24 protein-coding genes are annotated in these 24,441 nt (G+C 70.9%); 12 read left to right on the top strand and 12 right to left on the bottom strand.

What is annotated here, in order from left to right; genetic code table 11:
• Positions 1-14: 14 nt before the first annotated feature.
• The 3 genes from ACYSUO_RS16680 to ACYSUO_RS16690 are packed head-to-tail and all read right to left on the bottom strand — an operon-like array spanning position 15 to position 3,323.
• The gene (locus tag ACYSUO_RS16680) at positions 15-1,532 is read right to left on the bottom strand and encodes a 3-hydroxyacyl-CoA dehydrogenase (protein WP_461776916.1); all 1,518 of its coding nucleotides are present in this window, start codon (positions 1,530-1,532) and stop codon (positions 15-17) included.
• Between the two features lie 58 nt (positions 1,533-1,590).
• Positions 1,591-2,376 (bottom strand): CoA-transferase subunit beta, encoded by a 786-nt coding sequence (locus tag ACYSUO_RS16685; protein ID WP_461776917.1) that lies wholly within the window; start codon positions 2,374-2,376, stop codon positions 1,591-1,593.
• A gap of 29 nt (positions 2,377-2,405) precedes the next feature.
• A complete protein-coding gene (locus ACYSUO_RS16690; RefSeq protein WP_461777008.1) occupies positions 2,406-3,323 on the bottom strand; it encodes a CoA transferase subunit A in 918 nt (305 codons plus the stop codon).
• Positions 3,324-3,463: 140 nt separating this feature from the next.
• Between ACYSUO_RS16690 and ACYSUO_RS16695 the strand changes: the two genes are divergently transcribed.
• The 4 genes from ACYSUO_RS16695 (at position 3,464) to ACYSUO_RS16710 (ending at position 7,637) form a co-directional block, all read left to right on the top strand.
• Positions 3,464-4,366, top strand: coding sequence for a LysR family transcriptional regulator (locus ACYSUO_RS16695; protein WP_461776918.1), 903 nt, complete (start codon positions 3,464-3,466; stop codon positions 4,364-4,366).
• A gap of 128 nt (positions 4,367-4,494) precedes the next feature.
• Positions 4,495-5,721 (top strand): acetyl-CoA C-acetyltransferase, encoded by a 1,227-nt coding sequence (locus ACYSUO_RS16700; RefSeq protein WP_461776919.1) that lies wholly within the window; start codon positions 4,495-4,497, stop codon positions 5,719-5,721.
• Positions 5,722-5,814: 93 nt separating this feature from the next.
• Positions 5,815-7,176, top strand: coding sequence for an MFS transporter (locus tag ACYSUO_RS16705; RefSeq protein WP_461776920.1), 1,362 nt, complete (start codon positions 5,815-5,817; stop codon positions 7,174-7,176).
• 2 nt (positions 7,177-7,178) lie between these two features.
• A complete protein-coding gene (locus ACYSUO_RS16710) occupies positions 7,179-7,637 on the top strand; it encodes a MaoC family dehydratase (RefSeq protein ID WP_461776921.1) in 459 nt (152 codons plus the stop codon).
• Positions 7,638-7,659: 22 nt separating this feature from the next.
• On the opposite strand, the gene ACYSUO_RS16715 is transcribed toward ACYSUO_RS16710, so the two are convergent.
• Positions 7,660-8,751, bottom strand: coding sequence for a Gfo/Idh/MocA family protein (locus ACYSUO_RS16715; protein ID WP_461776922.1), 1,092 nt, complete (start codon positions 8,749-8,751; stop codon positions 7,660-7,662).
• 120 nt (positions 8,752-8,871) lie between these two features.
• Positions 8,872-10,152, bottom strand: a complete 1,281-nt coding sequence (locus tag ACYSUO_RS16720; RefSeq protein ID WP_461776923.1) for an ROK family protein — start codon at positions 10,150-10,152, stop codon at positions 8,872-8,874.
• A gap of 166 nt (positions 10,153-10,318) precedes the next feature.
• On the opposite strand from ACYSUO_RS16720, the gene ACYSUO_RS16725 reads away from it, so the two are divergent.
• From ACYSUO_RS16725 to ACYSUO_RS16740, 4 genes are read left to right on the top strand one after another with little or no spacing between them, the layout of a single operon-like run.
• Complete coding sequence (locus tag ACYSUO_RS16725; protein ID WP_461776924.1) at positions 10,319-11,521, top strand: Gfo/Idh/MocA family protein; 1,203 nt, start codon at positions 10,319-10,321, stop codon at positions 11,519-11,521.
• A 3-nt stretch (positions 11,522-11,524) separates the two neighbouring features.
• A complete protein-coding gene (locus ACYSUO_RS16730; protein ID WP_461776925.1) occupies positions 11,525-12,472 on the top strand; it encodes a sugar phosphate isomerase/epimerase family protein in 948 nt (315 codons plus the stop codon).
• A 19-nt stretch (positions 12,473-12,491) separates the two neighbouring features.
• Positions 12,492-13,316, top strand: coding sequence for a sugar phosphate isomerase/epimerase family protein (locus ACYSUO_RS16735; protein ID WP_461776926.1), 825 nt, complete (start codon positions 12,492-12,494; stop codon positions 13,314-13,316).
• Positions 13,317-13,361: 45 nt separating this feature from the next.
• Positions 13,362-14,741 carry an MFS transporter gene (locus ACYSUO_RS16740; RefSeq protein WP_461776927.1) on the top strand — a complete coding sequence of 460 codons (1,380 nt, stop codon included), beginning with the start codon at positions 13,362-13,364 and terminating at the stop codon, positions 14,739-14,741.
• On the opposite strand, the gene ACYSUO_RS16745 is transcribed toward ACYSUO_RS16740, so the two are convergent.
• The gene (locus ACYSUO_RS16745; protein WP_461776928.1) at positions 14,742-15,815 is read right to left on the bottom strand and encodes a quaternary amine ABC transporter ATP-binding protein; all 1,074 of its coding nucleotides are present in this window, start codon (positions 15,813-15,815) and stop codon (positions 14,742-14,744) included.
• Positions 15,816-15,942: 127 nt separating this feature from the next.
• The gene (locus tag ACYSUO_RS16750; RefSeq protein ID WP_461776929.1) at positions 15,943-16,836 is read right to left on the bottom strand and encodes a LysR family transcriptional regulator; all 894 of its coding nucleotides are present in this window, start codon (positions 16,834-16,836) and stop codon (positions 15,943-15,945) included.
• A gap of 93 nt (positions 16,837-16,929) precedes the next feature.
• Here ACYSUO_RS16750 and ACYSUO_RS16755 point away from each other — a divergent pair, with 93 nt between their 5' ends.
• Positions 16,930-17,271, top strand: coding sequence for a DoxX family protein (locus tag ACYSUO_RS16755; RefSeq protein WP_461776930.1), 342 nt, complete (start codon positions 16,930-16,932; stop codon positions 17,269-17,271).
• Positions 17,272-17,292: 21 nt separating this feature from the next.
• On the opposite strand, the gene ACYSUO_RS16760 is transcribed toward ACYSUO_RS16755, so the two are convergent.
• Both ACYSUO_RS16760 and iolC read right to left on the bottom strand, forming a co-directional pair.
• Complete coding sequence (locus ACYSUO_RS16760) at positions 17,293-18,327, bottom strand: Gfo/Idh/MocA family protein (RefSeq protein ID WP_461776931.1); 1,035 nt, start codon at positions 18,325-18,327, stop codon at positions 17,293-17,295.
• The gene (gene iolC / locus ACYSUO_RS16765; protein WP_461776932.1) at positions 18,320-19,273 is read right to left on the bottom strand and encodes a 5-dehydro-2-deoxygluconokinase; all 954 of its coding nucleotides are present in this window, start codon (positions 19,271-19,273) and stop codon (positions 18,320-18,322) included. The genes ACYSUO_RS16760 and iolC overlap by 8 nt, the downstream gene beginning before the upstream one ends.
• A 173-nt stretch (positions 19,274-19,446) precedes the next feature.
• Between iolC and ACYSUO_RS16770 the strand changes: the two genes are divergently transcribed.
• Positions 19,447-20,052, top strand: coding sequence for a CatB-related O-acetyltransferase (locus tag ACYSUO_RS16770; protein WP_461777009.1), 606 nt, complete (start codon positions 19,447-19,449; stop codon positions 20,050-20,052).
• 77 nt (positions 20,053-20,129) lie between these two features.
• Here the strand turns inward: ACYSUO_RS16770 and ACYSUO_RS16775 are convergent, their stop codons facing one another.
• From ACYSUO_RS16775 to ACYSUO_RS16785, 3 genes are all read right to left on the bottom strand, one after another.
• On the bottom strand, positions 20,130-20,504 hold the full coding sequence (locus tag ACYSUO_RS16775) for a VOC family protein (RefSeq protein ID WP_461776933.1): 375 nt from the start codon (positions 20,502-20,504) through the stop codon (positions 20,130-20,132).
• 99 nt (positions 20,505-20,603) lie between these two features.
• Entirely contained in the window at positions 20,604-22,067 is a 1,464-nt protein-coding gene (locus tag ACYSUO_RS16780; protein ID WP_461776934.1) for a purine-cytosine permease family protein, read from the bottom strand.
• 40 nt (positions 22,068-22,107) lie between these two features.
• Positions 22,108-23,037, bottom strand: coding sequence for a flavin reductase (locus ACYSUO_RS16785; RefSeq protein ID WP_461776935.1), 930 nt, complete (start codon positions 23,035-23,037; stop codon positions 22,108-22,110).
• Positions 23,038-23,243: 206 nt separating this feature from the next.
• On the opposite strand from ACYSUO_RS16785, the gene ACYSUO_RS16790 reads away from it, so the two are divergent.
• Both ACYSUO_RS16790 and ACYSUO_RS16795 read left to right on the top strand, forming a co-directional pair.
• Positions 23,244-23,885: an amino acid synthesis family protein gene (locus ACYSUO_RS16790; protein ID WP_461776936.1), complete on the top strand. Its 642-nt coding sequence runs from the start codon at positions 23,244-23,246 to the stop codon at positions 23,883-23,885.
• On the top strand, positions 23,882-24,433 hold the full coding sequence (locus ACYSUO_RS16795; RefSeq protein ID WP_461776937.1) for an amino acid synthesis family protein: 552 nt from the start codon (positions 23,882-23,884) through the stop codon (positions 24,431-24,433). The genes ACYSUO_RS16790 and ACYSUO_RS16795 overlap by 4 nt, the downstream gene beginning before the upstream one ends.
• Positions 24,434-24,441 lie beyond the last annotated feature (8 nt).

Genomic DNA, 24,441 nt, shown 5'->3' on the forward strand with positions numbered 1-24,441 from the left:
CGGCGCACGCCGGTTCAGCCGAGACAGTCCTCGGGTGTCGTGCCCGGGTGGGTCAACGGCAGGCCCAGCAGGGCGCGTTCGGTGAGCCAGTGGGTCGGGCGGTGGCGGGGATCGCCCGTCGTGGTGTGCAGGGACCGCTGAAGGTCCAGCATGCGGGTGGCGCCGACGCGGTCGCCCCAGGCCAGCGGTCCCGTGGGGTAGCCGAGGCCGAGCGTCACCGCCAGGTCGATGTCCGCCGGGGCGGCGAGCCCGCGCTCGGCGATCGACGCGGCGACCGACACCACGGAGGCGAGGAGGCGCTGGGCCACCGAACCCGCGGTGTCACGGACGAGCGTCACGGTGTGTTCGCCGCGTGCCAGTACCGCGCGCGCGTCGCGTGCGGCGGTCGGGTCGGCCGCCGGGGTCACCGACAGCACACGACGGTCGCCCGCCACGGACAGCGGATCCACGCCGAACGTGCGCTCAGCGGGGAGTTCGTGGGCGGCGATCGCGTCGGCCACGGTCGTGCCCCACACCGGGACGAGGACAAGGGCTTCGGGGGAGGGGCGGCTGTCGTGCTCCACGGAGGCACCGGCCGTCGTCAGCGCGTCCCGCAGGGCCCGCGCGGCCTCGCCCTCGCCCACCACGTGCACCGGGCGGTCCGCATCGCCCGTCACCGGCTCCTCGGGGGAGTCCGACGCCTCGGGACCGTACGCGTACCAGCCCCGCCCGGTCTTGCGGCCGAGCAGTCCGGCCGTCACCCGGTTCGGCGTGAGGTAGGACGGGCGGAGCCGGGGCTCGTGGCGGAAGCCCTGCCAGATCGAGTCGATGACCGCCGCCGTGACGTCGAGCCCGGTGAGGTCCATCAGCTCGAACGGGCCCATCCGCAGCCCCAGCACATCGCGCGCGACGCGGTCGATGTCCGCAGGACGCGCCACCGACTCCTCCAGGAGCGCGAGCGCCTCGGTCACCAGGCCGCGCCCCGCGTGGTTGACCAGAAAGCCGGGGGTGTCGGCCACCGTCACCGCGCGGTGCCCGCAGCTCTCGACCAACTCCGTCAGAAGGGGCGGGAGTTCGGGGCGGGTGGCGGCGCCCGGCACCACCTCCACGATGCGCATCAGCGGCACAGGGTTGAAGAAGTGCAGGCCCGCGAGGCGCGTCGGGTCCGCGAGCGTCGCCGCGATGCGCGTCACCGACAGGGAGGACGTGTTGGTCGCGAAGACTGTGGTGGCAGGGAGGGTCTGCTCCAGCTTTCCGAAGACCTCCGCCTTCGTGTCCAGGTCCTCCCGTACGGCCTCGACCACCAGCTCCACGTCGGGGCCCGGTGCCCAGGGGTCGTCCAGCGGGACCAGCCGCGCCACGGCCGCCGCGCTGTCCTCGGCGGACATGCGGCCCTTGGCCACCGCGCGGTCCAGCATCGACTGTACGAAGTCCACCGCCTCCCGCACCGCCTCCGCCCGGACGTCGCCCAGCTCGACGGTGTGTCCGGCACTCGCCGCCCACTGGGCGATGCCGCGGCCCATGGCTCCGGCGCCGACGATCCTGATACGCATGGCAGTGGGGACCTTTCGCAGATTCGGGAGGGGGTGGATCGGGGGAGTACGGGGTGTGTCAGCGGAGATAGACCCGGCCGGGGTCGACGTCCTCGCGCAGCAGGCGCAGCTCCGCCGCGCTCGGCGGCTCCACCGTGTCGACGTGCTCGGCCACCTTCAGGTCCCAGCCCGTCGCCTCCTTCACCTGCTCGACGGTGACACCGGGGTGGACGGCGGTGAGCCGCAGTTCCTCGCCGATGCCCTCGCGGGCCAGGATGCCCAGCTCGGTGATGACACGCGTGACACCGACGCCCAGCGGCCTGATGCCTTCCGCGAGCGCGCGGTCGGGTCCTGGCGTGGTGCAGAAGTCCAGTGTCTCGGTGAAGGAGCGCGGGTTGTGGCGGCGCATCACGACGAACACCTCACGGGAGTTGGCCATCACCTCGATGCCGCCGCCGGATCCCGGCAGCCGCACCGAGGGGCGTTCCCAGTCCCCGATGACCGAGGTGTTGAGGTTGCCCCAGCGGTCGATCTGCGCGGCGCCGAGGAAGCCGACGTCGATGTGTCCGCCCTGGAGAACGCAGCCGAACAGGGCCGGCATCGAGAGCACCGCCTCCGCGCCCGAGATGAGCACGGCGTCCGCGATGGTCTCCGGCAGGTGCGAGGGGTGCGCGCCGCACACCCCGGACTCGTACACGACCTCGATCTGCGGGGCGACCGTCAGGTGCGCCAGTTCGGTGGCGAGTGTGGGAAGGCCGATACCGGCGAACACCGTTCGGCGGGCGGCGAGTTCGCGTGAGGCGACGACGGAGAGCAGCTCCGAAGAGGTGACCGCCTCGGCGGTCCCGGGCGTGGCAGCAGTCATGGTGGTCAGGTCCTTCTCGTGTGTCGCGCTCACAGTCGCCGTCCGTAGTTCACCGGTTCGCTGAGGGCCTCGCCGACCGCGAGGCCCTCCCAGAACTCCTCGCCCTGCTTGGCGACGTACTCGGCGTGGTCGGCCGTTCCGTACACCCACTCCGCCAGCCATTCCTGGAGGCGCTGCGGGTCCTTGCTGATGTGGGACCAGGCGCGGTAGAAGGCGTTGTCCCGGTCGTAATAGCCCTGCGCGAACGACGGGTGCGCGCCGCGCGGGCAGACGACGACGGCGTCCACGGCGTGCGCCGGGACGAGCGTGCGGTTGGGGTCCGAGCGGACCACCTCGTCCTCGACGAGCTCCTCGACCACGACGATCGCCTTGTCGGCCGCGTACACCGCCTCGGCCTGGATGCCGGTCAGACCCCAGATCTGGGTGTTGCCCCGGCGGTCGGCGCGCTGCGCGTGGATGATCGTGACGTCCGGGTTCACTGGCGGCACCACATAGATCTGCTCGGGCTCGCCGTCCGGGCCGGGGTAGGGCGAAGTCACCTTCTGGAGCGCGTTGTTGATGCCGGGCAGGTCGCTGCCGCCGTAGGAGCGCAGCGGGAAGAACGGCAGGCGCTGGGAGCCGGCGAGGTAGCGGCAGATCATCCCGTAGTGGCTGTACTCCTCGAAGGCGAGCGGCGCCGGGTCCGCCCGCTCGATCCTGCGGCGCAGCTCACCGAGCGAACCCGCGGAGGAGTTGCCGACGAAGGAGGACACGAGGCGCGAGACGCAGCCCGCGGCGAGCATCTGGTCCACGACGATGTCCGCCGTCATCCGGACGACCGTGAGGTCCCTGCGGCCCTGCCGGATGATCTCGTGTCCGGCGGCGGTGGGGACGAGATGGGTGAAGCCCTCGATGCTGACGGTGGCGCCGTCGTGCACGAAGGCGGCGATGGCCTCCTTCATCGACATGACCTTCGGTGACTCGGCTTCCACGGTGCTCCTCGGCGAGTGCGTACTGGTCGCCCTACCGTGTCAGCGCCTATTGATTGCCGTCCAATACCAAATTAAGGTCGGATCAAGACCGCTGGCTAATGAATGGGGGCGGGCTCGTGGAGCTGCGTCATCTCACCGCGTTCACCGCCGTCGCCGAGGAGCTCCACTTCGGCCGGGCCGCCAAGCGGCTGCAGATGGCGCAGCCGCCGCTGAGCCAGCAGATCCGGCAGCTGGAGAAGGAGCTCGGCGTCCAGCTCTTCGAGCGCAACACCCGCTCCGTGCGCCTCACCAGCGCGGGGGAGTCCTTCCTTGAACCGGTACGCACCGTGCTCGCCGACCTCGACACGGCGGTGCGGGCGGCGAAGGCGGCCGGGCGCGGGGAGTTCGGCCGGGTCACGATCGGGTTCGCGGGCGCCTCCAGCCACGAGACGCTGCCCCGGCTCACCCGCGCCGTGCGGGCCGCGCACCCGGCTATCGAACTCGTCATGAAGGGCCAGACGTACGCCAACGTCGCGCTCGACCGGGTCGCGGACGGCTCGCTCGACCTCGGCTTCGTACGGCTCCCGGTGACCCAGCCGGGCGTGGCCCACCGGGTCATCGACGAGGAGGAGCTGCTGTGCGCGCTGCCCTCCGACCACCATCTCGCCGCGCTCGACGAGATCCCCATCGGCATCCTCGCGGACGAGCCCTTCGTCTCCTTCCCCGCGAACGCCGGGTCCACGGTCCGCGACGCGATGGTGGAGACCTGCGAGGCCGCCGGGTTCAACCCGCGGGTGGTGCAGGAGGCCCCCGACTCGTACACGATCCTGGCGCTCGTCGCGGCCGGTGTCGGTGTCACGCTCACGGTGTCCTCGGTCCGGCACATCCAGCAGACCGGGCTCGTCTACCGGCCCCTCGCGGGAGAGCCCATCCGACGCCAGGCGGCGCTCGCCTGGCGGGCCGACAACCCCTCCGCCGCTCTGCGTGCGGTGCTGGAGGTCTGCGAGGAGGCGCTGCCGACTCCCGGCAGCGTCGATTGAAACGCCGTCCGTGGTGCTGATTGAGACGCCACCCGTCTTGATGGATCGAAAACTTGGTATTGGACCGACTAAGCGGTCGGGTGCGATGGTCGGCTCACCTCCCTGAGCCGCCCGAAAGGTGTTCCGCCGTGCCCGAACAGGCCGATGTCGTCATCTGCGAACCACTGCGCACCCCCATCGGGCGCTTCGGCGGCGCCTTCGCCCGGCAGACGCCGGCGGCGCTCGCCGCGCGCGTCGTCGCCGAGCTCGTCGCCCGCACCGGAATCGACCCGGACCGCGTCGACGAGGTGATCCTCGGGCAGGCCTACCCCTCCTCGGACGCCCCGGCCATCGGCCGCGTCGCCGCCCTGGACGCCGGGCTCCCCGACTCCGTCACCGGCGCCCAGATCGACCGGCGCTGCGGCTCCGGTCTGCAGGCCGTCCTCGACGCCGCCATGCAGATCCGGGCGGGCTTCAGCGAGGTCGTGATCGCCGGTGGCGTCGACATGATGAGCGCCGCCCCGTACTACACGCACGAGGGCCGCTGGGGCATCAAGGGCCCCGGCCTCCAGCTCCACGACTCGCTCGCACGCGGCCGGGTCACCGCGGGCGGCATCCACCACCCCGTGCCCGGCGGCATGATCGAGACCGCCGAGAACCTGCGCCGCGAGTACGCGATCAGCCGCGCCGACCAGGACGCCCTCGCCCTGCGCTCGCAAGCGCGCGCCGCCCGCGCCATCGAGGAGGGCCGCTTCGACGCGGAGATCGTGCCCGTCACCGTACGAGGCCGCAAGGGTGACACCGTCGTCAGCGCCGACGAGCACCCGCGCCCGGACACCACCGCCGAGCAACTCGCCGCGCTGCGGCCCATCATGGCCAAGTCCGACGCGGAGGCCACCGTCACCGCGGGCAACGCCAGCGGCCAGAACGACGCGGCCGCCGCCTGCCTCGTCACCAGCGCCGCCACCGCCGAACGGCTCGGGCTCACCCCGCTGGTCCGCCTCGTGTCCTTCGCCCGCGCGGGCGTGCCCGCCGCGACGATGGGTATCGGCCCCGTCCCGGCCACCCACGCCGCCCTGGAGCGCGCCGGACTCACCCTCGCCGACCTCGACCTGATCGAGCTCAACGAGGCCTTCGCCGCCCAAGTCCTCGCCTGCACCCGTGAGTTGGGCCTCGGTGAGAAGGACCACGAGCAGCGCATCAACGTCAACGGCTCCGGTGTCTCGCTCGGTCACCCCGTCGGCGCCACCGGCGCCCGCATCCTCGCCACGCTCGCCCGCGAGATGCAGCGCAGCGAGGCGCGCTACGGCCTGGAGACCATGTGCATCGGCGGCGGCCAGGGCCTCGCCGCGGTCTTCGAGCGCATCGCCGCGTAACCACTCCCCAGTCACGCGTCACCACTCTCCAGCCATCAGAGCAGTCCCCACCCGTCCCCATCCGCTTGATCAACGACGTTCACGGAGCGACCCATGAGTGCGTCCACCGCCACCTCGCGTGCGGAGACCAGAGCCGCCAACAGAGCAGGATTCGGTGCCTTCGTCGGATCCACCATCGAGTGGTTCGACTTCTACATCTACGGCACCGCGGCGGCGCTCGCCTTCGACAAGGTGTTCTTCCCCGAACTGGACGGCGCCATCGGCACGTTGGTGGCCTTCGCCACCTTCTGGGTCGGTTTCCTCGCGCGCCCCATCGGCGGCATCGTCTTCGGTCACTTCGGTGACCGTCTGGGCCGCAAGAAGACGCTCGTCATCACGCTGCTGATGATGGGCATCTCCACCACCGCGATCGGCCTGCTGCCGAGCTACGCCTCCATCGGCGTCGCCGCGCCGATCCTGCTGGTCTGCATCCGCATGATCCAGGGCATCGGCCTCGGCGGCGAATGGGGCGGCTCCGTCCTCATCGCCTCCGAGAGCGCGCCCAAGGGCAAGTCGGTGCTTTACGGTGCGTTCGCCCAGCAGGGCTCGCCCGTCGGCAACACGCTCGCCACGCTGAGCTTCCTCGCCATCAGCCAGCTGCCCGACGACGCCTTCGTGTCCTGGGGCTGGCGGGTGCCGTTCCTCGCGTCCGCCGTCCTCGTCCTGGTGGGCCTGCTGGTCCGCCTCAAGGTCGCCGAGTCCCCGGCCATGGCCAAGCTCATCGAGAAGAAGGAAGTCGTCAAGCTTCCGCTCACCGAGGTCCTGCGCAGCCACCCCGGCCTGATCGCCCTCGGCATCGGCGCCTGCACCATCGGCCTGTCCGCGACGTACTTCAAGTCGACGTTCGCCCTGTCCTGGGCCACCAGCTCGCTCGACTTCGACCGCAGCTCCTTCCTGACGATCATCCTCGTCGCGAACATCACGCAGGTCATCGTCCAGCCCTTCGGCGCCGTGCTCGCCACCAAGATGAAGAGCTGGTCCCGCGCGGTCACCGTCATGCTGGTGCCCGAACTGGTCCTGCTGCCGCTGATGTTCGTCCTCATCAGCACCGGCAACTACGGCCTCGCGATGCTCGGCGTCGCCGTCGCCACCATCCCGCACTGCCTCTACTACGCGGCCCTCGCCGGCATGCTCGCCAGCCGCTTCCCCGCCCACCTGCGCTACACCGGCATCTCGCTCTGCTACCAGCTGTGCGGCACGCTCCTCGGCGGCACGACCCCGATCATCGGCCAGTTCCTCCTCAACAAGACCGGATCCATCAGCGCGGTCATCGCCTACGCCCTGTTCCAGGTCGCGTTGACGCTCGGCTGCATGCTGCTCCTGCTCAAGCGCCCGAACCACGACGAGCTGGCACTTGAAGCCCCTGCAGTGTCTGAGCAGCGGAGCCCCGAGGCCGCAACCACGAACGGAGCCTGACCATGCCGCTGACCGTCCACGGCATCCCTGAAATCCTCGGCCTCGCCGGCCGCGACCTCGGCCACTCCGAGTGGAAAGAGATCACCCAGGAGCTCATCGACGCGTACGCGTACGTCTCCGGTGACCACCAGTGGATCCACACCGACGTCGAGCGCGCGGCCAGCGGCCCGTACGGTCGCACCATCGCCCACGGCTACATGGTGCTCAGCTGGGGCATCCCGATGTTCGGCGAGCTGCTCCAGGTCAAGGGCGTCGGCCGGGCGCTCAACTACGGGGTGAACCGCGTCCGTTACCCGGCTCCCGTGCCGGTTGGCAGCCGCGTACGCCTGCACGCCTCCGTCACCTCGGTGACGGAGGTCGCGCGGGGCGGGGTGCAGATGACGCGGGCGTTCACCTTCGAACTGGAGGGCTCCGAGAAGCCGGCGTGCGTGGCGGAGTCGCTCACGCACTTTTACCCGTAGGTCGGCGGCTCCTTACGGCTCCTTAGGGACGATCCAGCGGAGCCGGCCGCTTCACGGACGACAGCACCGTGAGCGCGCCGGACTCCGGGGACGCGAGGGAGATCCGCTCCAGGACGTCGAGCACGTGGAAGGCGAACTCACCGGACGCGCGGTGCGGTCCGCCGTCCAGGTGCCGCGCCAGGTCGAGGACGCCGAGGCCGCGGAACGGCCCTGTGGCGGGTGCCTTCGCCTCGGTCACCGCGGGGAGTTCGCTCCACTCGGTGTCACCACGGCGCTTGATGCGCACCGGGCGGTCGAACGTATTGGGGTCCGGCAGGGAGAGCGTGCCGCCGGTGCCGTAGATCTCCACGTGCGGCAGCTCGGTGTCCCACACGTCGAAGGAGTACATCACCGTCGCCAACACCCCCGAGTCGAAACGGAGGATGGAGGTGGCGTGCGTGGGCACCTCCACCGGCACCGACTCCACGGTGCGCTTGGGGGCCGTCACCGCCAGCTCCTTCTCGGCCATCGCGTTGGCACCCATGACGTCCCGCACCGGGCCCAACAGGTTGACCAGCGCGGCCACATGGTACGGACCCCAGTCGAGGACGGGCCCGCCGCCGGCCTGGAAGAAGAAGCCCGGGCTGGGGTGCCACGCCTGCACCCGGCTCGATCGTACGAAGCTGGTGGCGGCGAAGGGCGTACCGATCAGGCCCTCGTCGATCGCGGCGCGCGCCGTCTGCCCGGCGGTACCGAGGAACGTGTCGGGCGCGCCGCCCAGCGTGCGGCCCGTCTCGGTCGCGGTCACCAGGTTGGCGCGTGCCAGCTCGGTGGTCGCGGCGAGCGGCTTCTCGGTGTAGACGTGCTTTCCGGCGCGCAGGGCGGCGTCGTTGAGGGGCGCGTGCACGGCGGGCGGGGTGATGTTGACGACGATCTCCACGTCGTCGTCGGCCAGCAGTTCCTCGGTGGTGCCTGCGGCCGGGATGCCGAACTCGGCCGCGGCCGTGCGGGCCCGGTCCAGGTCGACGTCGGCAACGCGGGTGACGGTCAGCTCGGGGAGGGTGGCGATGCCGGCGGCGTAGGCCCGGAAGATCGAACCGGTGCCGAGAATGCCGACGTTGACGCTGCGGCTCATGAGCGGGCAACTTCCCTTCGGGCGGGGTGGGTTCGGGGGACGAGACCTCCGCCGCGAAGTACACGATCTTGCGCCAATCAAACACCGGGGGTGTGGGATGTCAAGGGTGCGTGCAGCAACTCATGAGGCCGAGGCGCCCTGCGCACCCCGTCCCCGCCTCCGCTCCATCAGATCCACCACCCCGTCCGGCGACAGCACATGCTCCACCGCGAGGACCGTCCCGCCGACCCACCCCGCCCGCTCGCCCAGCACACTCGGTTCGAGGACGAGCCTGCGCGTGGCCAGCGGCAGCGCCTGCCGGTACACCACCGACCGCACCCCGGCCAGCAACTCGTCACCCGCCCCCGCAAGCGCCCCGCCGAGCACCACCCGCGCCGGGTTGTAGACGTGCAGCAGAAGCGCCACCACCTCACCGATCCGCTCCGCTCCGGCGCGCACCACGCGCAGTGCGTCGGGGTCGCCGTGTGCCACGAGCCGGGCCAGGTCACCGGTCGTACGCAACTCCGAACCCGCCGCCTCCCGCCCCGCGTTGAGCCCCCGGATCATCACCGCAGCCGAGGCGACCGCCTCCACGCACCCGCTCTTCCCGCACCGGCACACCACCCCCGACGCGCCACCGGAGGTGACCGGGAGATGCCCGATGTCGCCCGCCGCGCCGTCCGCCCCACGGTGCAGTTCGCCGTCCGCCGAGATCAGGCCACCGCCGATGCCGGTCGACACCTTCACGAACAGCAGCGGGAGTTGGTCCTCGGGCAGGCTGCGCGCCTCGCCGAGTGCCATCAGGTTCACGTCGTTGTCGACGAGCACCGCGCAGCCGAAGCGCTCCGCGAGCGCGTCGCCCACCGGGTACCCGTCCCACCCCGGCATGATCGGCGGCCGTACGGGCGCCCCGGCGGCGTGATCGACGGGACCCGGAAGCCCGACCGCGACCGCGCACAGCGGGGCACGGTCGTCGGTCGCGGACGCGTGCAGCTCACGCAGGGCTGCCTCCACCTGGCCGAGCACCTCCTTCGGGCCCTGTGCCAGGTCCACGGGTATGTGGGCGGTGGCCAGCGGGTTCTGCGAAAGGTCGGCGATCGCGAGGCGGGCGTCGCGGGCCCCGATGTCCGCCGCGGCCACGAGCCCGGCCCGAGGGTTGAGCGCGAGGAGCTGCGGCGGGCGGCCCCGGCCGGGACGCGCGACGCCCCCGCCCTCGACCACCACCCCGGCCTCGATCAGCGCGTCCAGGTGCCGGGTCACGGTCGAGCGGGCGAGCCCCGCGCGTTCCACCAGGTCACCGCGGTGCACGGCAGCTCCGGACGCGATGAGGCGGGCCAGCGTGGAGTACAGCAGCCCGCCGCCGTCCCGGAACCGCAGCGTGGGGACGGACAACCGGGCGCGGGCGGAGACAGAAGGGGACATGGCTGCACACCGTACACGCGTTCCCCACCATTTATGACTCTCAAGATGCAGTAACTTTTGCTTGTCAGGACCGAATTGAGTGTCCTACGTTCATCTGCGGGACGAGTTACCTCCGCCGATGGTGTGCACGGCGTCATGTGTCGACGTCGAAAGGAGGGCGGCCGCGATGGCCCCGCCCGCACCACCAAGCCCTGACCCCGCGACCGCCCAGGTCCGCTCCGCGACTGCTCAGGTCCGCTCCGCGATCGTCGGCGCGGGCATGATCGCCGAGGTGCACCGCCGCTCGGTCCGCACGGCCGGAGGTCGCCTTACGGGCGTGCTCGCCTCCACCCCGGAGCGGTCCACGCAGGTCGCCGCCGACTGGTCGACCCCCGGCCAACCCGTCGCCGCCTACGGGGACTTCGACGACCTCATCGCGGACGCGGACGTCGACGTCGTGCACATCTGCACCCCCAACCGCACCCACGCCGCGTACGCCGAACGCGCCCTCGCGGCCGGGAAGCACGTGGTGTGCGAGAAGCCCCTGGCGACCGGCGCGGCCGACGCCGAGCGCCTGGTGGCGGCCGCCGAACGGGCCGGCACCGTCGCCGCCGTACCGTTCGTGTACCGCTACCACCCCCTCGTACGGGAACTGCGCAGTCGAGCCCTTGCCGGAGAATTCGGCAACTGGCACCTGCTGCACGGCAGTTACCTACAGGACTGGATGCTCGACCCGGACGCGTCCGGCTGGCGTGTGGACCCGGCGGCCGGGGGAGACTCGCGCGCCTTCGCCGACATCGGCTCGCACTGGTGCGACCTCGTCGAGTGGGTCACCGGCGAACGTTTCACGGAACTGACGGCACACCGCACGGTCACCGTTCCGGACCGCCCCTCGGTCACGGACGCGAAGTCCTTTTCCACGGCAGGCAGTTCGGTCGAAGGTGAGCGCTCCACCGTCACCACCGAGGACGCCGCCGCGCTGCTCCTGCGCACCGAGAGCGGGGCACTCGCCTCGACCGTGGTGTCCCAGGTCTCCGCGGGCCGCAAGAACCGCCTCTGGTTCGAACTGGACGGTTCGGCCGGCAGCGCCGTCTTCGACCAGGAGAACCCGGACACCCTCTGGCTCGGCGGCGAGGACTCCTCCCGCATCCTGCACCGCGGCGCGGGACACACCTCTCCCGGCCAGCAGCGCCTCAACGTCGTCCCGCCCGGCCACCCGCAGGGCTACGTCGACTGCTTCGCCGCGTTCGTCGCCGACGTGTACACGGCCGTCGCCACCGGCGAGACACCCGAGGGGCTCCCGCTCTTCGCCGACGGACTGCGCTCCGCCCGCCTCGTCGACGCCTTCCTGACCTCATCCGCCAACGGCACCTGGACAAAGGTGAACTGACCCATGAGTGACCGAACCACGAGCCAGATCAAACTCGGCATGCTCACCGCATGCCTGCCCTCCTGGGACCTCGACAAGGTCGCCGACTACGCCGCGGGCCGCGGCTACCAGGCCCTCGAAGTCGCCGTCTGGCCCGGCACGGGAGGCCGCGACTTCGAAGCCGCCCACCTGCCCGTGGCCACCTTCACGGGCGAGGACGAGGAGCGCACCCGCGCCCTCCTCGACCGGCACGGCCTGGAGATCTCCGCGCTCGCCTACTACGAGAACCACCTCCACCCCGACCCGGCGCAGCGCGCCGCTTACGGCACCCACCTCAAGCACGCCATCGACACCGCCCAGCGCCTGAACGTCCCCTACGTGGGCACCTTCATCGGCCGCGACTGGACGAAGCCGGTCGCCGAGAACCTCGCCGAGGCGGAGCGCATCTTCCCCGAACTCGTCGACTACGCCGGTGAACGCGGCGTCAAGCTCATCATCGAGAACTGCGTGATGGAGGGCTGGCACCCGGACGGCTACCCCGGCAACCTCGCGTACTCCCCGGAGCTGTGGGAGTGGATGTTCGACCTGGGCCTGTACCTCAACTGGGACCCCTCCCACCTCACTTGGATCGGCATCGACCCGGTCGAGACCATCGCGCCGTACGCGGACCGGATCGTGCACGCGCAGGCCAAGGACGTCGAACTGCGCCCGCACGACCGGCAGCGCTACGGCCACTTCGGCCCCGCCCGCGACCGTACGAAGAACCCCTGGGACATGGGCTGGTGGCGCTACCGCGTGCCCGGCCGCGGGCAGGTCGACTGGGGAACGGTCCTCGACCGCCTCTACGAGCACGGCTTCACCGGCACCCTCTCCGTCGAGCACGAGGACCCCGTCTGGGGCGGCACCCCGGAAAAGGTCGTCCAGGGGCTCGACATCGCCCACAGCACGCTCCGCCCGCTGATCGTCGACTGACCCGGAGGACCGACACACCATGACCACCACGCACGCCACCCTCGCCGTCCAGCTGTTCAGCCTCCGCGAGGACCTGGACAAGGACCGCCCCGGCACCCTCGCCCGCCTCGCCGAACTCGGCTACCGCTACGTCGAGCCCTTCGGCTTCGGCGACTGGCGCACTCCGGCCGAGGTCCGCCTGGCCAAGGCTCGCGCACTCCGCGCTGACCTGGACGCTGCGGGCCTCTCGGTCTGCTCCCTCCACGCCTCGATCGCCGCCGGCGAGCTCGCCACCCTCGCCGAGGAGTGCCGCATCCTCGGCACCGACACCGTCTTCATCCCGATCCCCGGGCTCGTCGAGGGCTTCGACGGCGGGGACCACTTCGGCCGCGAGGTGTTCGGCGACCTGGACACCCTGACCCGGTTCGCCGCCCGCGTCGACGAGGCCGCCACCGAACTGGCAGGGCACGGCATCCGCCTCGGCTACCACAACCACGAGCTGGAGTGGACGACGCTGCCCGACGGCCGCCACGGGTACGACGTGTTCTGGGAGTTGACCGGCGCCCAGGTCATCGCCGAACTCGACGTCTACTGGGCGACGGTGGCGGGCCAGGACCCGGCGGCCGTGCTGCGCGCGCTCGACGGCCGCGTGGTGGCCGCACACCTCAAGGACGGCAAGGCGGTACGCCAGGAACCGCAGACCCCGATCGGCACGGGCGACGTCGACGTCCCCGCCGCGATCGAGGCCGGAGGCCCCACCCTCGCCTGGCACATCGCCGAAATCGACACAACAGAGCTGGACCGCTTCGACCTCCTGAAGCGCAACCGGGACGCGCTGCTGCAGCTGGGCACCGCGAGCCGCTGAGGCGGCGTCAAGCCTCTCTGGGCATATCAAGCCCCGCTCTTGGACGTGAGCCCGCGGGGTCCGGGGCGGAGCCCCGCGTCCGCAACCCCGCCGCGGCGCAACGAGAGGCCCCCCACATCCACCCTGGCTCGCAAGGAGGCGAACCATGGGATCCACCCCGCCCGCCGCCGCACAGGCCCCCGCTCCCACCATCCCCCACCCACCCGCAAGGCCCCGCCCCGGCTCATCGTCTTCCTCGCGATCGCCCAGGCCGGCCTGTACCTCGCCCTCCTCACACCCGTCTACGTCAGCCTCACCCTGAAGCTGCAGACGCTCACCGCCGACGGCGACGCCATCACCGCCCTGGCCACCGTCTCCTCGCTCGGCGCTGTCGGCGCCTTCCTCGCCAACCCGGTCTTCGGCCGGATCAGCGACATGACCACGGGCCGTTTCGGACGCCGCCGCCCCTGGCTGGTGTCCGGAGCGGCCGGGCTCACCGTCTGCCTGCTGGTGATCGCCCTCGCCCCCAACGTGGCCACCGTCGCCGTGGCCTGGCTGTTCGCCCAGGTCTGCGCGAACGCGGCGCTCGCCGCCTATCTGGCCTCGGTCGCCGACCAGGTGCCGACCCGGCAGCGCGGCAAGGTGTCCGGGCTCATCGGCCTGATGCAGAACGCGGGCGTGCTGGGCGCCGCGTACGCGGGTCAACTCCTCGGCCACGACATGCTGTTGCTGTTCATGGTGCCGGGCCTCGTGGGGCTCACCGCCATGGTGCTGTACGCGGTGATGCTCCCGGACGTCCCGCTGCGCGAGCGCCCGCGGACCGACGGCGGCTGGCGCACCGCGGTCAAGACGTTCTGGGTGAACCCGCGCCAACACCCCGACTTCGGCTGGGCGTTCGCCTCCCGCTTCATGGTGATCCTGGCGGCGTACATGTTCACCACGTTCCGGCTCATGTACCTGGAGCACCAGCTGGATCTGTCCGCGAGCGAGGCCACCGGCGCGATGGCCACCGGCATCCTCGTCTACACGGTCGCCCTGATGGTCGCCTCGCAGACGGCCGGATGGCTGTCGGACAAGACGGGCCGCCGCAAGGTGTTCGTGGGGGCGGCCACCCTGCTCTTCGGCATCGGCACGTACATGCTGGTGCACGTGGAGTCCATAGGGGCCTTCTACTGGGCGGAGTTGGTGCTCGGGCTCGGCTACGGCATGTACATCGGCGTGGACATCGCGCTGGTGATGGACGTCCTGCCGGACCCCGACAACGCGGCGAAGGACCTCGGTGTCTTCAATGTGGCCAACGCGGGCCCCCAGGCCCTCGCCCCGGGCCTCGCCGGCTTCCTCGTCACCACGGTCGGCGGCGACAGCTACGCGACGATGCTCCAGGTCGCGGCGGCGATCTGCGTGGTGGGCGCCCTGGTGGTGATCCCCATCAAGAAGGTCCGCTGATCAAGAAAGTCCGCTGACGGCCTCGCCGAGCACGGCCAGCAGCCGCTCCTGGCTCACCACTCCGGTCAGTACCTCGTCCTCGACGACGGCGACGGGCGCGGCGGTCCGCTGCGCGCACGGCGCGAACAGCTCGGCGAGCGGGGTGTTGGGGCCGACGCGGGCGGGCGCCTTCGCGAGCAGCTCGGTGTCGGTGAGGTCCGACCGGCCCGAGCAGGCGCGATGTGCGTCGGGGGACTCCATGACGGCCCCGGCGGTCAGCACCCGTGAACGGTCCACGTCCTGGATGAAGTTGGCGACGTAGTCGTCCGCCGGGCGGACCAGGATGTCCTCCGGCGTGCCGTTCTGCACGATGCGGCCGTCGCGCATGACGGCTATTCGGTCGCCGAGGCGCATGGCCTCGTTCAGGTCGTGCGTGATGAAGACGATGGTCTTCTTGAGCTTCTTCTGCAGCACGAGCAGTTGGTCCTGCATGTCCCGCCGGATCAGCGGGTCGAGGGCGCTGAACGACTCGTCCATCAGCAGCAGTTCGGCGTCGGTGGCGAGCGCGCGGGCGAGGCCGACGCGCTGCTGCATGCCGCCGGAGAGCTCGTCGGGGAAGGACTTCTCCCAGCCCTTGAGCCCGGTCAGCTCCAGGGCCTCCGTGGCCCGCCGCTCGCGCTCCGCGCGCGGCACACCCTGCACCGCGAGGCCGTAGGCCGCGTTCTCGAGCACACTGCGGTGCGGGAACAGCGCGAAGTGCTGGAAGACCATGCTGATCTTGTGGGAGCGGACCGCCCGCAGCTCCTTGGCGGGCAGGGCGGTCAGGTCCTGTCCGTCGAACTTCACGTGTCCGGAGGTCGGCTCCGACAGACCGTTGAGCATGCGCAGGAGCGTCGACTTGCCCGAGCCCGACAGGCCCATGACGACGAAGATCTTGCCGGACTCCACCGAGAAGGAGGCGTCGATCACGCCCGCGGTGGTCCCTTCGGATCGCAGCTCCTCGCGGTCGGTTCCGGAGCGGAGCCGCTCGACCGCCTCTTCCTGTCGCCTGCCGAAGACCTTGTACAGGTGCTCGGCCTCAAGCCTGACTGACACATGAACCTCGTCTCGTCGACCTCTTCGACCTGCGAAAAGTTGCAGAATCAAGCAGTGTTCGTCGGCGGTGGCGCCTGCCCCGGGCCCGGCGGGGCAAACACTCCGTATTCCGCTCGCCCATGTGTCGTCATCCGGCGCCGCGCATCCCGAACGCGCGGGCGGCCTCCGCGAAGGCCCGGATCCGCGCGGTCTCGCTGGTGGTGCGCCACACCAGCGCCCACTCGGTCGGCGGCGCGTCCCGGATCGGCAGGAACTCCACGCCGGGGTGGCGGTAGTAGCGCAGGACGTGCGCGTTGAGCGGCGTGATCACGGCGCGGGCGGCGACCTGCGTGAGGACCTCGTGGAAGGTGCGTACGCGGAGGCCGCGGGGGATCGCGCGCCCGCTGGGCGTACGGGTGGGCACCATGGCCGCGGCCCAGTCCTGCGGCACCTCGGGGCCGACGTCGACGACGGCGCGGCCCGCCAGGTCCTCCAGGGAGACATCGGTGTGCCCGGACAGTTCGTGCCCCGCCCACACCGCGAGCACCCGCCCCTCCGTCAGCACCACGGGGCCCACGGACACGTCGGGCTCGTCGACCGGCAGCCACAGCACCAGCACGTCCACCTCACCGCGGCGCAGCGGGCCGTACGGATCGCTGAAGTGGATCTCCTGCAACCGCACCTCGCACTCGGGATACAGCTTGCCGAAGTGCCCGATGTGGGACCGCAGTTCATGGCCGAGCGCACCCATCACGCCGAGCGTGAGCGTGCCGGACACACCACGGGCGGCGGCGCCGGCCTCCGCGACGGCGGCGTTGATGGCCTCCTGCCCCTGCCGCAGGCCCTCGGCCAGGCGCCGGCCGATCGGCGTGAGCCGCACCGACCGGCTGGTCCGCTCGAACAGGGCCGCGCCGATCCGCCGCTCCTGCGTCTTGACCACCTGGCTGACCCTGGCCGCCGAGATGTGCAGCCGCTCGGCGGTCCGGCCGAAGTGCAGCTCGTCCGCGAGCGTCAGGATGATCTCGATGTCACGCAGCTCCACCCCTGGCCCCCTCCCCATCGTTAACGCGGGGATTATCGCTCGTTACCGGGACGGCCGTTGATACCGTCCACGGCAACGAGGACCCTTGGCCGTATGTCCACCACCGTCGTCATCGTCACCGTCCTGACGGCCCTCTGGGTCGCCTTCTCCGGTGTCTCGCTGCTGCGCCGCGCCGAGTTCGTCGTGGATCCCCTCGTCTCGTACGGGGTCCCCGAGACCTGGTGGCCCCGGCTCGCCGTGGCCAAACTCCTGGGCGCCGCAGGCCTGTTGGCGGGTCTCGCCGTGCCGGCCGTCGGCATCGCGGCCGCGATCGGCCTGGTCCTGTACTTCGTCGGCGCGGTCGTCACCGTGCTGCGGGCGCGCTCCTACAAGACGGTCGCGTTCCCGGTGCTGTATCTCGCCCCGGTCGTCGCGACGTTGGCCGTTGCGCTGTAGGGCCCGGTGGCGGGGCGGCGCTCACCGCTTGTCGCGTGGGACGTAGAAGTCGGGGCGCTTCGGGATGTCCGTGGTGACGACCCGGCCCGAGGTGCGGGACTCGACGGTGGCGCCGGTGATGACGGTGGCGGCGTAGCCGTCCCAGGCGGAGGGGCCTGTGGGCTCGCGGCCCGCCGTCAGGTGCGCGACCCACTCGCGGAACTCGGTGTCGAAGGCGTCGGCGAAGCGGCCCGTCCAGTCCGGCAGGATCGCCGTGCTGTGCGCGCCCGCCGTGCGCACCCCGACCGCCGCCGGGTCGGGCAGCCGGACCAGGCCCTCCTCGCCGACCGTCTCGCACTGAATGTCGTAGCCGTAGCGGCAGTTGACGAAGACCTCCAGGTCGATACGGACGCCCTGCGCGGTCTCGAAGAGCATGAACTGGGGGTCGGTGAGGTGTGCGTGCTTCCGCGTCGTCGAACGCGGGATGATCACCTGCGTCGAGACGATCTCGTCGTCCAGGAGCCAGCGCAGCACGTCGATCTCGTGCACCGCCGTGTCGAGGGCGGCCATGTCGGAGGTGTAGGACTCCACGGACGAGGCGTTGCGGTGTGCGCAGTGCACCATCAGCGGGGTGCCGATCCGGCCCGCGTCGATGACGTCCTTCATCTGCCGGTAGCCCTGGTCGAAGCGGCGCATGAAGCCCACCTGGACGAGTCGGCTGCCGTGCGCCTGCTCGGCCTCGACGATCTTCAGACAGTCCTCGGCGGTGGTGGCGAGCGGCTTCTCGCAGAACACGGGCTTGCCCGCCGCGATGGCGTTCAGGACATGCTCGGCGTGGGTCGGCCCCCACGACGTGACGAGCACCGCGTCGACATCATCGGAGGCGATCAGTGAGGCACCGTCGGCGTACACCTTCGCGCCGGGGTACCGCGCCGCCTCGGCCGCGCGCTCCGCGTCGATGTCGGTCACCGCGGTGACCCGCGCCCCCACGACCACATCGGTGAGCCGGCGGATGTGCTCCCGGCCGATCCAGCCGGCTCCGATGACACCTATGCGCACCGTCTTCTCCTCAGACATCACCGTTCACCTCGCGGAGCTTCTCCTCGACCTCTGCCGCCGTGGGCATGGCGTCCGAACAGGCGAGACGGCCCGCCACCAGCGCGCCCGCCGCATTGGCGAACGACACCGTCCGCGCCACGTCCCAGCCCGAAAGAAGGCCATGGCACAGCGCACCGCCGAACGCGTCACCCGCGCCGAGCCCGTTGACCACGTCCACCGGCACCGGCGGCAGCTCGGCCACCGCGCCGTCGCGGTCCATGGCGAGCACGCCCTTGGGGCCCTGCTTCACGACGGCCAGCTCAGCTCCCGCCGCCAGCAGTGCCGTTGCCGCCGCGCGCGGCTCCCGCTCGCCGGTCGCGATCTCGCACTCGTCGAGATTGCCGACGGCCACCGTGGTGTGGGCGAGCGCCTCGCGGTAGTACACCCGCGCCTGGGCGGTGTCCTCCCAAAACATGGGCCGCCAGTCCAGGTCGAAGACCGTCGTCCCCTGCTTCGCCCGGTGCTGGAGCGCCGCCAGCGTCGCCGACCGGGAGGGCTCCTCGCTCAGCCCCGTCCCCGTCACCCAGAAGATGCGGGCCGCCGCCACCGCGTCCAGATCGAGGTCGTCGGGGCTGATGTCCAGGTCCGGGGCCTTCGGCAACCGGTAGAAGTACAGCGGGAAATCGTCCGGCGGGAAGATCTCGCAGAACGTCACCGGCGTCGGCGCGACGTCCGACGTTCCGACGAACGAGGCGTCGACTCCGTAGCCAGCCAAGGCAGTTCGTACGAAATCGCCGAAGGGGTCCCCGCCCGTCTTCGTGATCACCGACGTACGCCGCCCGTAGCGGGCCGCGGCGACCGCGACGTTCGTCGGGCTGCCGCCGAGGTACTTCCCGAACGTCGACACCTCCGCGAGCCCTACGCCCGTCTGGAGCGGATACACGTCCACTCCCACGCGGCCCATGGTCAAAACATCGAACGGCATCTCGGCTGGCGTCCCTTCGCTCCGGGCTTCTGGTGCGCTCTGGCCCGAGTACGATCGTCCTTGTTCAAATGTCATGTCAATGGGTGGTCGGCCGCTCGCGGCGGCCCCGTGTGCTCGAGAAAGGCCGACCAGTGACACCGAACGTTCCCGCCGACCCGACCGTGCTGCACCCGATGCCGGAGCAGCCGCGGGTCGTCCTCCTCAAGCCCCTGGTCAAGTCGCCGCTCATCGAGGTCGGCGAGTTCTCGTACTACGACGACCCGGACGACGCGACCGCCTTTGAAACCCGCAACGTGCTGTACCACTACGGGCCGGAGAAGCTGGTCATCGGGAAGTTCTGCGCGCTGGGGGAGGGCGTGCGGTTCATCATGAACGGCGCCAACCACCGCATGGACGGCGCCTCCACGTTCCCGTTCCCGATCATGGGCGGCTCCTGGGCCGAGCACTTCGACCTCATCACCGGGCTGCCGGGGCGGGGCGACACCGTGGTCGGCAACGATGTGTGGTTCGGCTACCGCGCGATGGTGATGCCCGGCGTCCGCATCGGGCACGGGGCGGTGATCGCCTCGGGGGCCGTGGTCGTCGACGACGTTCCCGACTACGGCGTCGTCGGCGGCAATCCGGGTCGCGTCATCCGCCGCAGGTACGGCGACGCCGACGTCGAGCGGCTGCTTCAAGTGGCGTGGTGGGACTGGCCGTTGGAGCACATCACCGCGCACGTGCGGGACATCATGTCGGGGAGCATCGACGACCTGGAGCGGGCCGCGCCGACCGGCTGAGCCGGGACGGCGGGCCCGCCGGGCGGGGGCTCTCAGTGCACGGGCCTTCAGCGCACAGGCCTTCGGCGCACGGGCCCTCAGTGCAGGCAGAGGCAGAAGGGGTGGCCGGCCGGGTCCGCGTAGACCCGCCAGTTGGTGCCCGGCCGGATCTGGTCCGTCCGCTCGAGGAGCGTCGCGCCGAGCGCGAGCACCCGCTGCTCGTCCGCTTCGAGGTCGTCCACGTCGAAGTCCAGGTGGATCTGCTGCGGGCGGTCCTGGCCGGGCCACTGCGGCGGCTGGTAGCTGTCCACACGCTGGCAGGCGAGGCGGGTCCCCTCGAACCCCGTCACATCGACCCAGTCGGGATCGTCCGGGTCCAGGACCACCCGGCCGCCGAGCAGCTCCGCGTAGAACTCGGCGAGCTGTACGGGGTCGGCACAGTCCAGCGCGACCGCCTGCAGTTTACGAATCACTTCCGGCACTCCTCGCTCTTCCGTCGCTACTGCGACATCCTGCACGGGAAGTGTCGTACCCGCCACCGCGGCGGACACACCCGCCGCGGTGGCGCTCCGTCAGCCGCGACCGATCAAGTCCGGTGCGCGCTCCGGAAGTTGATCGGCGGCGGTGTCGGTGCCCGCGCCGATGTCGGAGTTCTCGCCACCCGCCCGCCGCCACAGCGGCTTCAGCCGGTACGTGAACAGGTACACGACGACCGCGCCACCCGCGGCGACGAGCATGCTGAGGTCGCCGGCGCCCGGGTGGGCCGAGGCGAAGGCACCGGTGTAGATGTCGGACACCCAGAAGGGCACGGACGCCGCGACGCCGACGGCCCACGCCACCAGGCCCCAGTCGACGATCCGGGAACGGTCGTAGAGCTCGGCGATCCTGCGGGGGTCGCCGCGCCCGCCCAGGTAGAAGTCGATCAGGAGCACGGCGGCGAACGGGGCGATGAAGTACGCGGTCAGGTTGAGGAAGACCTTGAACTTGTCCTCCGTGCCGGAGGCGCCCCACAGGCTGATCCCGTAGGCGAGGACGCAGATCCCGGCCACCGCCTGCGTGCGGGTGACGGGGATCTTGAGGGTCTGGACGGAGATCGCGCCGCCGTAGACGTTGAGGAAGTTCTGCGCCAGGGCGGACAGGCCCACGGCGACGAGGGCGGGGACGGCGAACGGGCCCATCAGCTGGTGCAGGGCGGTGATGGTGTCCGAGCTGGAGGCGGAGGCGCCGACCACGACGCCCAGGATGCCGAGCCAGGCGATGGTGAGGAAGTTACCGAAGGCGGTGTACCAGGTGGTCTGCCGGACGACCTTCGCGGTGTCGGGCAGGTAGCGCGAGTAGTCGGAGGCGAAGGGCATCCACGCCACGAGGAACGCCAGGAACCAGCCACCGAGGGTGATCGAGCCGCCGGTCGCGCCGACATAGCCCTCCGCGTGCGGGTTGGCCTCGAAGAGGCTGCCGCCGCGCACCACCGCCACGACCGTGATCAGCACGAACAGCGGGGTGAGGACGTACGTCAGCGCCCGCTGCAGGAAATTGATCATGTTGTAGCCGAAGATGGCGACCACGAGCTCGACCACGGTGAGCAGGAGGGCGCACAGCCAGTACGGCAGGTGGCTCAGCTCCGCGAAGGCCTTGCCGCCGAGGATGACCGTGACGGCCGCCCAGCCCACACCGGAGAAGACGTTGATGTAGGCGACGGGCAGGAAGTTGCCGAAGAAGCCCAGCGGCCCCCTCGCCTGGATCTGCTGCGGCACACCGAGGCGGACGCCCATGCGCGACATGACGGCCATCAGGACGGCGCCGACACCGGCGCCGACAACGATCGCGGCGACGGCGGTGGTGAAGCTGAGCCCGAACCACGCGGCGCTGAAGCCGAGCAGGATGACCGGGAAATTGAGGCCGGCCGCGAACCACACGAAGAACTGTGAGCTCGGTTTACCGTGTCGCTCGCTGTCGGGGATGTGGTCGACACCGAACGGCTCGACCTTGGTGACGGCGCTGCCGTAGACAGGCGGCCCCTGTGCGTCATGGGTCATGGGTGCTCCAAAGAACGTGGGTGCGGGAAGCGGACGCGAGTCACCACGGAAGGGGCGCCGTCTGCGAGATGTCGAAGAAGCCGCCACCGCTGTAGACGAGCGGGGCGAGCTCAGAATGAGACGCCGACACTACACGTCCGGTGAAGACGGTGTGACTCCCGGCCTCCAGGCGCTCGCCGATCTCCACCTCAAGGCGGGCGGCGGAGCCCTCGAGCAGCGGGGCGCCGTGCTCCCCGGGCGCCCAGTCGAGGTCGGCGAACTTGTCGGTGCCCTTGCTCGCGAACACCTTCGCCACGTCGAGCTGGTCGGCCGCGAGGATGTTGATGCCGATGTGGGTGGCACGGTGCAGCGCGGGGTGTGTCGACGAGCTGCGCTGGACGCACACCAGGACCATCGGCGGGTCGAGCGAGATGCTGGAGAACGCGTTCACCGCGAGGCCCCTGGGGGTCCCGTCGTCGTCGGTGGTGACCACGGTGACACCGGTGATGAACTTGCGGTGCACCCCCTTGACCAGGTCGGCGTCGACGGCGGCCTCGTGCGCCGTCGTGATGATGCCGAGCGCTTCGAGGAGCTGCCGTGAGTCGAAGGTCACGGACTCCTCGGTGACGGTGTCACCGTCGAAGCGGGCGAACGTGGCGCCCGACACCTCGACGGGCCTGCCGGTGGGCGGCACACCCATGAACGTGTCGGTGTGCCGGCCCGTGCTGCGCCAGCGCACGGCCAGCCGGTCCCCGTCCACGACGAGGTCCTCGATCTCGGTGTGCAGATCGGGGAACGCCGCGCGCACCGCGCTGATGCTCTCCTTGAACCCCGCGCGGTTCTGAGCTGTGCCGGCCGGCCCGCGGCGGCGCACGTAGCCGGGGCTCAACACGGCGTCCAGAGCGTCGACCTCACCCCGGTTCCAGGCCGCGTCCCAGGCGGCGCGGAGGCGGGCGGGGCGGTCGGTGGCATGTTCCAGAGTGACTGACATGGCGGCTCCATCGATCGGATCGGCCTGCTCTTGCATGGCAGATCTGTTGTATGGCAGAGGACCGTAGGAATCGGGCATCCGTCATGTCAATGGTTCGGACGGAATTCGCTGCTCCCTTGGCTGTATTACCGGGAACTCCTAGGTCAGGGGCGCCTGTTTGCTGCCGCCCCTTGACGGCTACCCGGGTCACTCTTAGCCTCACTGCCATGGCACAGCAACCATCAGCAGGCCAACAGCTGTGGGCCACGCCCACACGAGGCAGACTGCGCAAGGTCGTCACCGTGGTGGACGAGGTCCTCCTGGAACTCGGCCGCCCGGTCGCGACCCCCGTACGCCGCGTCGCCGCGGCCGCCGTCATCGAGAACCCCTGGGCCGGGCGCGGATTCGTCGCCGACCTGCAGCCCGAGGTGGAGGAGATCGCGCCCGGCATCGGCCGCCTCCTCACCGACCGGCTGATCGAGACGCTGGGCGGCGTGGAGCATGTCGAGGCGTTCGGCAAGGCGGCCGTCGTCGGGCTCGACGGGGAGATCGAGCACGGCGGGGCATTGATCCACACCCCGTACTTCGGCAATGTGCTGCGCGAGCTGACCGAGGGCACCTCGATCATCGTGTTCAGCGACGACCGGCTCGCGGCGGGCGAACCGCTGACCGTCCCGGTGTGGCACAAGACCGCCGCCGCCACCCGCTCCCACTACCAGACCGTCCAGATCCGGGTGCCGGACGCGCCGCGCCCCGACGAGATCGTCGTCGTGGCCGCCGCCGCCTCGGGGCCGCGCCCCAACGCCCGTATCGGAGACCGCCGCCAGGACCCCGTGGTCCGCCTCGCCGACTTGGAGACCGCCCGATGAACCTCCGCAAGATCCTGACCTACGTCGAAGACATCCACGCCGAGGGCGGCCGCCCCGTCGACTCGGTGGCACGCACCGCGGTGGTGCTCGCCGTGATCGAGAACCCGTGGGCGGGCCAGGGCTTCGTCACCGACCTGCTGCCCGGCATCGACGAAGTGGCGCCCCAGCTCGGCGAGTTGCTCGCGCCGCGTGTCGTCGAGGCGCTCGGCGCGCCCGTCGAGGCGTACGGGAAGGCCGCCATCGTCGGCCTCGACGGCGAGGTCGAGCACGGCAGCGCCCTCATCCACACGCTGAAGTTCGGCGACCACTTCCGCAAGGCGGCGAACGCCACCACGCTGCTCCCGGCCGTGGAGAAGCGCGCGGTCGCCGGAGGTGTCTTCGACATCCCGCTGAAGCACATCACCGACGCCACCATCCGCTCCCACCACCAGAGCATCGAGGTACGGGTCCCGGACGGACCGCGCGCCGACGAGATCGTCATCGGCCTCGCCGCCGCGGCCCAGGGCCGCCCGCAGGCCCGCCTCGCCCCGCTCGCCACCGAGCAGTAGGCACCGCC

The organism is Streptomyces sp. UC4497 (assembly GCF_054871485.1).